Here is an 11,128-nt window from a genome sequence, read left to right as displayed (position 1 = left end):
ATCGGCCCATCTCTAGCCCGATCGACACGCGATGCGCCATAACGAAGGACAAAGAAAAAGGGCCGCCCTTTCGGACGGCCCTTCTGTCTCGCGCCTAAGCCCGAAAGCGGGATCAGTAGCGATAGTGATCCGGCTTGAACGGGCCTTCGACCGGCACACCGATATAGGCGGCCTGCTTCTCGCTCAGCTTCGACAGCTGGACGCCCAGCTTTTCGAGGTGGAGCGCGGCGACCTTCTCGTCCAGGTGCTTCGGGAGCACATAGACTTCGTTCTTGTAGTTCTCGCCCTTGGTCCACAGCTCGATCTGGGCGAGCGTCTGGTTGGTGAACGAGGCCGACATCACGAAGGACGGGTGGCCGGTCGCGCAGCCCAGGTTCACCAGGCGGCCCTTGGCCAGCACGATGATCTGCTTGCCGTCCGGGAACTCGACCAGGTCGGTGCCGGGCTTCACTTCGGTCCACTTGTAGTTCGACAGCGCCGCGATCTGGATCTCGGAGTCGAAGTGACCGATGTTGCAGACGATCGACATGGGCTTCATCGCCTTCATGTGATCGGCGGTGATGACGTCGGCGTTGCCGGTCGCGGTCACGAAGATGTCGGCGCGCTTCACGGCCTCATCCATGGTCACGACCTCGAAGCCCTCCATCGCCGCCTGCAGTGCGCAGATCGGGTCGATTTCGGTCACGAGCACGCGCGCGCCGCCGTTGCGGAGCGACTGGGCCGAGCCCTTGCCGACGTCGCCGAAACCGGCGACCGCGGCGACCTTGCCCGCCAGCATGACGTCGGTGGCGCGACGGATCGCGTCGACCAGCGATTCCTTGCAGCCGTACAGATTGTCGAACTTCGACTTGGTGACCGAGTCGTTGACGTTGATCGCCGGGAAAGGCAGCTCGCCCTTCTTCGCGATCTCGTACAGGCGGTGAACGCCGGTCGTCGTCTCTTCCGACACGCCCTTCAGGTTCTTGACGGTCTGGGTCAGATAGCCCGGCTTCTTGGCGATGAACGCCTTGACCGAACGCTGGAACTCGACCTCTTCCTCGTTCTCGGGCTCGCCGAAGCTCTGACCGGCTTCCAGCTTGGCGCCCCAGAGCGCGAACATGGTCGCGTCGCCGCCGTCGTCCAGGATGATGTTGGCGGTGGTGCCGTCACCATTCTTGTCCCAGTCGAAGATGTCGCCGACATAGTCCCAATATTCGGCCAGCGTCTCGCCCTTGACGGCGAAGACGGGGATGCCCGCTGCGGCGATCGCGGCGGCGGCATGGTCCTGCGTCGAGTAGATGTTGCAGGTCGCCCAGCGCACGTCCGCGCCGAGCGCGGTCAGCGTCTCGATCAGCACGGCGGTCTGGATCGTCATGTGCAGCGAGCCGGTGATGCGCGCGCCCTTCAGCGGCTGCGAAGCGCCGAATTCCTGGCGCAGGGCCATCAGGCCGGGCATCTCGGTCTCGGCAATCTTGATCTCGGCGCGGCCGAAATCAGCGAGGCTGATGTCCTTGATGACGTAATCGTTCTTGGTGGCAGCAGTCGTGGACACGACGAAACTCCGTGCAAAATGGGGCCGACCAAGACGCGAGGACACGCCGATCGGCACGGCCGACGCCTTAGCGGCGATCGCCTTAGGGATCAAATATAAAGATATCTTTATATCATTCAGTGTCGGGCGAAGACGCTCTTCGCTCGTCAGGCCGTACCGCCGCCCGTCACCAATTGCCTGGGATCGACGCCCGCGACGCCGAACGCCGCCTGCCAGCGATCCTCGGCGGCCACGTCGAACAGGATTTCCGGCTCGCCGCCGACGTTGAACCAGCATCCCGGCTCGCGCAATTCCTGCTCCAGTTGGCCCGCATCCCATCCGGCATAGCCCAATGCGACGATCCACCGTTTCGGCCCGGTGCCCTCGGCGATGGCGCGCAGCACGTCGACCGTGCTCGACAGGACCCAGCGGCCGCCGACATCGACGCTGTCCTGTCCCTGCCAGTCATGACTGTGCAGCACGAAGCCGCGCCGCGGCTCGACCGGGCCGCCATAATGGACCGGCGCGTCGGGGATATCGCCATGCGCGATCTCGAACTGGTCGAGCAGCGCATGGAAGCCGATGCCGTCGATCGTGGTCCCGAGCCCGATGCCGAGCGCGCCGCCCTCGTCATGTGCGCACATCGCGATGATGGCATGTTCGAAACGGGGATCGCCCATGCCGGGCAGCGCCAGCAGGAATTGGCCGGAAAGATAGGTCAGTTGATGCACGCCACCGACTATAGGCATCGCCGCCCCGCCTCGCCATGCTTGAAATCCAAATGCCGTTTGCGCCATGAACGTGGCAAAGCCCGGCGCGGTGCCGTGGCCCATTTCCCGAAGGATCCGCACGATGACGATCAAGGTCGGAGACCGCCTGCCCGCCACCAATCTGGTCAAGGTGACGCCCGAAGGCCCCGAGCAGGTCAGCACGACCGAATATTTCGCGGGGCGTCGCGTCGCGCTGTTCGCGGTGCCGGGCGCCTTCACCCCCACCTGCTCGGCCCAGCACCTGCCGGGCTTCATCGCCCAGGCAGACGCGATCAAGGCCAAGGGCGTGGACGAGATCGTCTGCACCTCGGTCAACGACGTGTTCGTGATGAAGGCGTGGGGCCAGACCAGCAATGCTGGCGACATCACCATGCTGGCCGACGGCAATGCCGATTTCGCCGGCGCGGTCGGCCTGACGATGGACGGCTCTAAATTTGGGATGGGCACGCGCAGCCAGCGCTACACGATGCTGGTCAATGACGGCGTGGTCGAGCAGCTGTTCGTCGAGGCGCCGGGCGAGTTCAAGGTCAGCTCGGCCGAGCATCTCCTCTCCGTCCTCTGACCGGGTAAGCCGCACGGCCGGTCGGATCGGGGGTGGAACAGTGGTGGAGGCTCCGGCGTTTTTTGGTCATCACGGACACGGATAACGAGAGGAGCTTGGCCATGACCACCTATGTCCCCCCCGAGAAGCAGGCTCAGGCGAAGAGCTTCACCGAAAAGGCTCAGGATGCCGCCAAGGCAGCCGGTGGCAAGGTGAAGGAACACCCCTACGCCACCGCCGGAATCGCGGCGGGCGTAGCGGCGGCGGTCGCCGGGGCGGCGTTCGGCGCATCGAAGTTGCGCGCCCCGTCCGACGATGACAATTCGACACAGGGCGCCTGAAGCCGCTTGCCCCAAACCCTCCCAGGGTGGGGTTTGGGGCGCCTTTCCTGGTCACATTGAGCCCCCCTCCGCTCAGCCTTAGCGCAGTCGAAGGCCACGCCCGATACTCTCCAGTCGGGGTATGAAGCGATGCTTCCCTTGGCCTTCGACTTCGCTCAGGCTGAACGGGGGCTAGGCCCCTGGGCCATATAGGCTGCGGAACTGCAATCTCGCCCCGCTTGCCAGAACCGATGACACGGCTTAGCTCTGTCCGATGACTCAAGCTGTCCAGATTGTCGAAGAACTCGACCGCCTCTACACCGCCTCCGTCACGCGTCTGAAGGATGCGCTGACCCTGTATCTGCGCGACGGTACCGCACCCACGCTGGAAGATCGCGCGCATGGCTGTTTCGCCTATCCCGAAATCCGGCTGATTTATCGCGGTGAGGGCGGACGCCCCGCCCCGATGCGCTCGTTCGGCCGCCTTGTCTCGCCGGGCGACTACCGGATCAGCGTCACCAAGCCCGCGCTGTTCAGGGACTATCTGGTCGAGCAGTTGACCCTGCTGATCGAGGATTACGACGTCTCGGTCGAGGCGGTGCCCGGTCGCCAGGAAATCCCCTTCCCCTATGTCCTCGACCCCGGCCATGCGCTGAGCCTGGATACGGTGTCGGCGGCCGAGCTGGCGCGCTTCTTCCCGGCGACCGAACTCGCCCATATCGGGGACGAGATCGCCGACGGCCTCTGGATGACCGCCGACGGCAACCGGCCGCTGGCGCTGTTCGACGGGCTGCGCACCGATTTCTCGCTCGCGCGCCTGCGCCACTATACCGGCACCCCGCCCGAGCATTGCCAGCGCTTCGTGCTGTTCACCAACTATCACCGCTATGTCGATGAATTCGTTCGCTGGGGTGCGTCGCAGCTGGGCGAAGGGTCGCGCTTCACGGCATTGTCGGGCGCAGGCGGCGTCGTAATCGAGCGGCCGGAAGATGTCGACAAGATCGTTACCGACAGCGCGTGGCGGCGGCACCAGATGCCCGCCTATCACCTGGTCGCCAAGGACGGCACCGGCATCACGCTGGTCAATATTGGCGTCGGCCCGTCCAACGCCAAGACGATCTGCGATCACCTCGCGGTCATGCGCCCCGAGGCCTGGCTGATGATCGGCCATTGCGGCGGGCTTCGTCCCAGCCAGCGGATCGGCGACTATGTGCTGGCGCACGCTTACCTGCGCGACGATCATGTGCTGGACGATGTGCTGCCCCCGGAAATCCCGGTGCCCGCCATCGCCGAGGTGCAGGTCGCACTCGCCAAGGCGGCCGAGATCGTCTCGGGCCAGTCGGGCGACGAACTGAAGCGCCGCCTGCGCACCGGCACGATCGTCACCACCGACGACCGCAACTGGGAGCTGCGTTACTCCAAGTCGGCGCTGCGCTTCTCGCTCAGCCGCGCGGTCGGCATCGATATGGAGTCGGCGACGATCGCAGCCCAAGGCTATCGCTTCCGCGTGCCATACGGAACGCTGCTCTGCGTATCGGACAAGCCGCTACACGGCGAACTCAAGCTGCCCGGCCAGGCCAACCGCTTCTATGAGCGCGCGATCAGCGAGCACATGCGGATCGGCATCGAAACCTGCGAACAGCTCCGCCGCGAGGGCAATAAGCTGCACAGTCGCAAGCTGCGCGCGTTCAACGAGCCGCCCTTCCGCTGAGGAAGCAACCGGGGGCGGGTGGAAGCGTTACGGTGACGAACCGAAGCTGCTTTGTTGAAATGGGGGATTTCGTCATGGTCGATACCACCGAGCCGAAAAAACCACGCCCGCCCCGCCGCCGCGCCGCGCCCAAGGCGGCGGGCACCCCCGCGCCACGCAAGCGCCCCGCCCCCAAGGCGTCGGAGACTGATCCGGCGGCCCCCGTCACCGAGGTGTCGACCGAAGGCGCGGACGTCGAGGCGGCAAAGTCTTCGCCCAAGCCCAAGGCCCCGCCCAAGCCCCGCTCGACCAAGCGCGCCACGCCGCGCAAGACTGCGCCCCGCAAACCAGCCCCGATCAAGCCCGCGCCCGCTCCGGCCTTGGGAAAGCATGGCTTGGACCGGGTCGGCGGCAAATGGGGGGTGGCATCGATCCTGGGCAGCCTGGCGGCGGCGGCCGGACTGACGGCGGCGCTGCTGTCGCTCAAGGGCAGCAGTGCGAAGCGGGATGATGAGGACGATAAGGCCTGACCGCCGTTCAGGCTGAGCGAAGTCGAAGCCCATGCAAGAACATGGGCCTGGAGGACGGGTTTTCCCTTAGCCTTCGACTTCGCTCAGGCGGAACGGCGGTCAGGTATGAGCGCGCAAATCCCCCAAGCAATTCCTCCCCTGCAAGGGGAGGTGGCAGGGCGAAGCCCTGACGGAGGGGTGTCACCGCTCGCCTTAGACCATGATGACGTTGCGTTGAACCAAGGAGGGCCCCTCCTCTTCAGGGGAGGAGGTGGGGTGGGGCCTCGCCACGGGCTGCACGCTCGCGGAGGCGCCCCACCCCCGGCCCCTCCCCTGAAGGCGGGGGTGAGTGAATCTCATGTCATCACGGTCTAAGTCATGGCCGCTGGCGACAAGCCCCTCCACCACTGCTACGCGGCGGTCCCCCTCCCCAAGCAAGCTTGGGGAGGAATGCCTCGATCACATCCTCCCCATCTCTGATGGGGAGGGGAACCGCTCGCGAAAGCGAGTGGTGGAGGGGCAGCTCCCTCCCCACACGCTCCTGCTTCACCAGCCCTGCGGCTTGCCCTTGTTCTGCTGGTCCAGCCAGGTTTTCAGCGGCGCGAAATACTCCACCAGCGCCTTGCCCGACATCTCGCGGCTGCCGGTGAAGACCTGCAGCGCGTCCGGCCACGGCTTGGACTGGCCCATCGCCAGCATCGCGTTCAGCTTCTCGCCGACTTTCTTGTTGCCGTAGAAGGAACAGCGGTGCAGCGGCCCCTTCCACCCGGCCTGTTCGCATGCGGCCTTGTAGAACTGGAACTGGAGCACCCGCGCCAGGAAGTAGCGTGCATAGGGCACGCCCGCCGGGATATGGTATTTCGCGCCCGGATCGAACTTCGTCTCGTCGCGCGCGACCGGCGGCACCACGCCCTGATATTTCAGGCGCAGCGCGTCCCAGCCCGCCTGATACTGGCTGGCCGGAATCTGGCCCGAGAACACGCCCCAGCGCCATTTGTCGATCAACAGGCCGAAGGGCAGGAACGCCACCTTGTCCATCGCCTGACGGAGGAGCAGGCCGATATCCTTGTCGGCGCTGGGCACCTTGGCCGGATCGAGCAGGCCGATCTTCACCAGATAATCGGGCGTGATCGACAGGGCGACTGTGTCGCCGATCGCCTCGTGGAAACCGTCATTCGCGCCGTTCTTGTAAAGAAAGGGCTGATTCTTGTAGGCGCGCTGGTAATAGTTATGCCCCAGCTCGTGATGGATGGTCACGAAGTCGTCGGCATTGACCTTCGTGCACATCTTGATGCGGATATCGTCCATATTGTCGATATCCCACGCCGAGGCATGGCAGATCACCTCGCGGTCGGCGGGCTTCACGATCTGCGACCGCTGCCAAAAGGTCTGCGGCAGGGGCGCGAAGCCCAGCGAGGAATAGAAACCCTCGCCCGCCTTCACCATCTTGATCGGGTCATAGCCCTTGGCCTTCAGCAGGTCGCCGGTGTCGTATCCGACATCGCCCGCGCCCTTGGGCGCGACGAGGTCATAGATATTGCCCCATTCCTGCGCCCACATATTGCCCAGCAGGTCGGCGCGGATCGGGCCAGTCTTGGCCTGCACCGCATCGCCATATTTCTCGTTCAGCTTCCAGCGGACATAGGTGTGAAGCGCCTTGTAGAGCGGCTCCAGCTCGCCCCAGATCTTGTCCGTGACCTGCGCGAACTGCTCGGGCGACATGTCATAGCCCGAGCGCCACAGCGACCCGGCATCGACATAGCCCAGCTCCTTGGCGCCCTGGTTCGCCAGCGCGGTCATCTGGGCATAATCGGCCCGCATCGGCGCGCCGACATTGTCGTGCCAGCTGACCCACATCTCCTTGAGCTTGGCGGGATCGCGCTCGCTGCCCATCGCGGCCTCGATATCCGATCCGTTGATCGGCTGGCCGTTCAGCAGGCCCTTGCCCTTGCCATAGGATGAGGACATGCGCGTGGTCAGCATCGACAGCTGCGCCGAGGCGCCCGGGGTTGTCGGTGCGGGCAGCGTGATGCCGCCGCGCAGCAGGTCGAGCTTGCGCTTCGTGTCATAGGACAGGCCCGGCAGCGCCTGATAACGCGCCGCCCCCAGGCCATAGCGGACGGCGAGGTCGGTCATCTCCGCACCCGACGCGGCGGCCAGCGCATCGGTGTCGTCGGTGATATAGGTCGCGTTGACCCAGGCGACCTGCTGCGCACCGACCGACTTTTCGGCGAGCGTCTTCTCCGCCTCGGCGACGAAGGCATCCGCCCCGGCGACGGTCGCGGACGGCTGTGATACGGGCGTTGCAGGCGCGGCAGTCTGGGCCTGAGCGGCACCCGCCAATAAGAAGGCGAGTACGGTGCCGGAAACGGCGGAACGGATCATGCTATCCCCCTTAACGTTCTGAATCGTCCTCGAAACGGGACGGATGGCGCGCAGTTGCGCGGCTTTGCCCGCCGCCGTCAAGCGGTGAGGAATTGCGCGATTGCCGCGCCCAGCTCGGGCTTGGTCACCGAGGCCATGTGGTTGCCCGGAATCTCGACATAGCGCCCGCGCGGCAGCACCTCGGCCAGCTCGACGGCCGCGCCATTGTCGAAGTCGTCGACGCCCGCCACGACCAGCGTCGGCAGGTCGAAGCCCTCGATCGCCGAGAGCGGCGTGTCGGCAAAGGTCTGGAGGATATGGAGCAGCGCCACCGGATCGCCGCCGGTGGTCTTCAGGAAAGCCTCCGCCATCCATTCCGCGGTACCGCGCTGATGCTCGCCCAGCCGGGTCAGGATATTGGTGAAATGCGCGACCCGCCGGTCGGTATGGAGCAGCCCCTCCAGTCCCATGCCCGCAAAGATCGCCTTGCCCGGCTCCGCCCCGGTCGCCAGCATCCGGCTGACCGTCCGCGCGCCCAGCGAATAGCCGCCCAGATCATAGTCGGTCAGCCCCAGATGCTCGACCAGCGCATGGCCGTCACGGGTCAGCGCGTCCTTCGGATAGGCGGCGGGGTCATGCGGCTTGCCGCTTTCCCCATGCGCGCGCAGGTCGGGCATGATGACCCGGTAGCCCTTGGCCGCGATGGCGGCGGCGTGGCCGTAGCGGATCCAGTTGGTATAGGCGTCGGAGAAATAGCCATGGATCAGCACCAGGGCACGCCCCTCCCCCATCTCGCGCCACGCGATCGGGGTGCCGTCGAAGCTGTCGAAGAAGCGGGTTTCGGGGGCTGTGTCGGCCAAGGGTTCGGTCTCCAGAAGGCAAGCTGTAGCAGCATCTCCTAATACGGATCGCCCGGGATGTGGAACTCTCATCCGGCCAAGCGGCCCTCACCCTTCCCACCCGCTAACGGGGGCGGGGCCCTTCCCTCTCCCGCCGGGAGGGGGAGGGAGGCGCGAAGCGCCGGAAGGGTGAGGGTGGCCTCCTAACCCACATAAATCCCGGCAACCCGCCACTCGCCATCCTCGCGCTCCAGCGTCACCGTCTCGACAACGGGCGCCGAGGTCCCGAACCGCGTATTGAACCGCACCATCCGATAACCGGCGGGCGGCGCGGGGATGTCGTCCTCGCTGAGCAAGGTCCGCGACACCGTCTTGCCGAGCGGCGCCCGCACCTGTTCCGAGGTCGCGGCCCAGACCTGTTCGGTATTGAGCTTGCGGAAGCTGGTCGTGGTCAGGCGGTAGCTGTCGGCCCAGCGGCTCTGGTCGATCAGTTGCACGAAACGCTGCGCCGCTTCGACTGCTGCGGGATCGCTCACCACGGTCGACGCCGTTGGCGGCGGTGCGGAGGTCATGTGGGTCAGGCCGCCAAGGGCAAGCAGGCCGAGGGCAAGGGTCATGAGAATCGCTCCGATGATGATCCGGGGGCGGCGGATACCGGCCTCCACGCCGACGACCGGCGCCGGACTTTCATCGGCCACCGCGTCGGGCCGGTCCTCCCCGATCCTCATGTCCCCCACATATTCGGGGTGCGGTGGCGCATCCTCCACCTCCAGCAGCATCCGCGCCGCTTCGCGGCTGCTCGACGCCGCGAGCTTGCGGCGGGCGTCGCGCAGGCGTTCGTTGATGGTATGGACCGACAGGTCGAGTTCACGCGCGATCGACTTGGCGTCGTGCCCCCGCACGATCAGGCGCAGCGTCTGCTTCTCCCGGTCGGTCAGCGCGTCGATACCCGCTTTGGCCTGCTTGGTCATGGGGCGACTATGCCGGAGCCGCGCCCGCCGACCACCCTCAAAAAATTGTACCTTGACCTCGTCCGTACGCGCGAACGAGGCACCTTGAGTCCCATTCTCACCAGCTCGTGACAAAATGACGGGAATCCGCGCTTTTTTGTGAATCCGAGCGAGTCGCACACATGGACAAAAGGGGTACAAGCGGTTAGCCGCCGCCCATGGCAGCGTCCCTATTCCTTCTCCTGGCGGTGATCCTGGCATTCGCCGGTGGGGGTGGTCCGTGGATGCTCATCGCAACGGTCGCGGCCGCGACGGCGGCGGGGACTCGGCTGCCCGATCTCGATACGCCGCTCCAGCTTCAGCATCGCAGCGCGCTGGTCCACAGCGTCCTGCCCTTCTACGTCGCGACGCTCGACCTGCGCACTTGGCCGGTCGCGGCGGGACTGGGGTTCGGTGTGGGCTTCCATCTGGCGGCCGATCTGTTTCCCGGCACGATGCGCGGCTTCGCGACGATCAAGATCCCGCTCATCGGATCGATCGGCGCCTTCCCCTCCTATCTGTGGATTGCGATCAATTCGGCGGCGAACATGGTGGGGGCGTTCGTCATCCTCGAATGGATCGCCGCCGACCGGGTAGCCGCCTGCGCGCTGGCTGCGACGGGGGTGCTGGGGGCAAGCTATCTGCTGCGCACCAAGGGCGGTGTCTATGCGTTGGTGGTGATGATCGCGCTGGGCTGGATGATCCTGGGCTGAGCCAGGCGATTGGCGTTTTCCCACGATTGCGATATGGGGCGGTTCTCTGCCGCCAAGAAGCAGGCCAATCGGGAGCGGATGCCGGACCCTTGATCCGGACCCTCGATGACCGCAGCGACCGCCTCCCCCGCCGAAACCCTGCCGCCCAGCCCGATCGGGCGTCCGCACAGCCTGCTTGAGGATGCCTATGCGATCTTCATCGGCTGCACGCTGCTGATCGTCGGACTGGTGTTCCTGAAAGCGGCGGGGCTGGTGACCGGCGGGATCGCGGGCGTCGCGCTGCTGCTGTCCTACCTCATCCCGCTGCCCGCGGGCGTGCTGTTCACGCTGGTCAACATCCCCTTCTTCCTGTTCGCGCATAAGGTCATGGGCGCGCGGTTCGCGGTAAAGACGGTGCTCGTCAATATCGGTATCGGCGCGGCATCGGCGATCACGCGGGTGTCGGTGCATGTCGATGCGGTTCATCCCGCCTTCGCCGCGCTGGTCGGCGGGACGGTGATCGGGATGGGCATCCTGGCGCTCGCCCGGCATCAGGCCGGGGTCGGCGGCACGGGCGTCATCACCATCTGGCTCTATCGCAAGCGCGGCTGGAACATGGGCATGACCCAGGTTGCACTGGACGTCTTCATCCTGGGCTTGGCGATCCCGGTCGTGTCGGGCCCGCAGATGATGTGGTCGGCGATCAGCGCGGCGGCGATCAGCCTGATCCTCTTCGCCTGGCACCGGCCGGGGCTGTATATGGGGCGGTAAATCAATCCTCCCCGGCACGGGGAGGTGGCAGCGCGAAGCGCTGACGGAGGGGGGCCGCCACAAAGGGCGTCCCGTGCGGACAGCCCCCTCCACCAGCTTCGCTGGTCCCCCTCCCCGTTGCCGGGGAGGAGTT

General features: G+C 65.8%; 11 protein-coding genes. 6 read left to right on the top strand and 5 right to left on the bottom strand.

Annotation, left to right across the window (positions count from 1 at the left end):
• Positions 1–112 precede the first annotated feature (112 nt).
• Both ahcY and AC1GI4_RS00485 read right to left on the bottom strand, forming a co-directional pair.
• Positions 113–1,531 (bottom strand): adenosylhomocysteinase, encoded by a 1,419-nt coding sequence (ahcY, locus tag AC1GI4_RS00490; RefSeq protein ID WP_479628150.1) that lies wholly within the window; start codon positions 1,529–1,531, stop codon positions 113–115.
• Positions 1,532–1,677: 146 nt separating this feature from the next.
• A complete protein-coding gene (locus AC1GI4_RS00485) occupies positions 1,678–2,241 on the bottom strand; it encodes a YqgE/AlgH family protein (protein ID WP_294275917.1) in 564 nt (187 codons plus the stop codon).
• A 121-nt stretch (positions 2,242–2,362) separates the two neighbouring features.
• On the opposite strand from AC1GI4_RS00485, the gene AC1GI4_RS00480 reads away from it, so the two are divergent.
• The 4 genes from AC1GI4_RS00480 to AC1GI4_RS00465 all read left to right on the top strand — a co-directional run bounded on the left by AC1GI4_RS00480 (position 2,363) and on the right by AC1GI4_RS00465 (position 5,361).
• The gene (locus tag AC1GI4_RS00480) at positions 2,363–2,842 is read left to right on the top strand and encodes a redoxin family protein (RefSeq protein ID WP_479628149.1); all 480 of its coding nucleotides are present in this window, start codon (positions 2,363–2,365) and stop codon (positions 2,840–2,842) included.
• A 101-nt stretch (positions 2,843–2,943) separates the two neighbouring features.
• Positions 2,944–3,162 carry a hypothetical protein gene (locus AC1GI4_RS00475; protein ID WP_294275905.1) on the top strand — a complete coding sequence of 73 codons (219 nt, stop codon included), beginning with the start codon at positions 2,944–2,946 and terminating at the stop codon, positions 3,160–3,162.
• A 253-nt stretch (positions 3,163–3,415) separates the two neighbouring features.
• Positions 3,416–4,852, top strand: coding sequence for an AMP nucleosidase (locus AC1GI4_RS00470; RefSeq protein WP_433910334.1), 1,437 nt, complete (start codon positions 3,416–3,418; stop codon positions 4,850–4,852).
• Positions 4,853–4,926: 74 nt separating this feature from the next.
• Positions 4,927–5,361: a hypothetical protein gene (locus AC1GI4_RS00465; RefSeq protein ID WP_479628148.1), complete on the top strand. Its 435-nt coding sequence runs from the start codon at positions 4,927–4,929 to the stop codon at positions 5,359–5,361.
• A 525-nt stretch (positions 5,362–5,886) separates the two neighbouring features.
• On the opposite strand, the gene AC1GI4_RS00460 is transcribed toward AC1GI4_RS00465, so the two are convergent.
• The 3 genes from AC1GI4_RS00460 to AC1GI4_RS00450 form a co-directional block, all read right to left on the bottom strand.
• Positions 5,887–7,725, bottom strand: coding sequence for a M2 family metallopeptidase (locus tag AC1GI4_RS00460; protein WP_479628147.1), 1,839 nt, complete (start codon positions 7,723–7,725; stop codon positions 5,887–5,889).
• A 77-nt stretch (positions 7,726–7,802) separates the two neighbouring features.
• Positions 7,803–8,564, bottom strand: a complete 762-nt coding sequence (locus tag AC1GI4_RS00455) for an alpha/beta fold hydrolase (RefSeq protein WP_479628146.1) — start codon at positions 8,562–8,564, stop codon at positions 7,803–7,805.
• Positions 8,565–8,746: 182 nt separating this feature from the next.
• Positions 8,747–9,514, bottom strand: a complete 768-nt coding sequence (locus AC1GI4_RS00450; protein ID WP_433910332.1) for a helix-turn-helix domain-containing protein — start codon at positions 9,512–9,514, stop codon at positions 8,747–8,749.
• A gap of 197 nt (positions 9,515–9,711) precedes the next feature.
• On the opposite strand from AC1GI4_RS00450, the gene AC1GI4_RS00445 reads away from it, so the two are divergent.
• A complete protein-coding gene (locus AC1GI4_RS00445; RefSeq protein WP_294275894.1) occupies positions 9,712–10,245 on the top strand; it encodes a hypothetical protein in 534 nt (177 codons plus the stop codon).
• A gap of 105 nt (positions 10,246–10,350) precedes the next feature.
• The gene (locus AC1GI4_RS00440) at positions 10,351–10,995 is read left to right on the top strand and encodes a YitT family protein (RefSeq protein WP_294275892.1); all 645 of its coding nucleotides are present in this window, start codon (positions 10,351–10,353) and stop codon (positions 10,993–10,995) included.
• The last annotated feature ends 133 nt before the right edge of the window (positions 10,996–11,128 follow it).

The organism is Sphingomonas sp. 77B, assembly GCF_056497825.1.
This window is presented reverse-complemented; position numbering and strand designations above follow the sequence as displayed.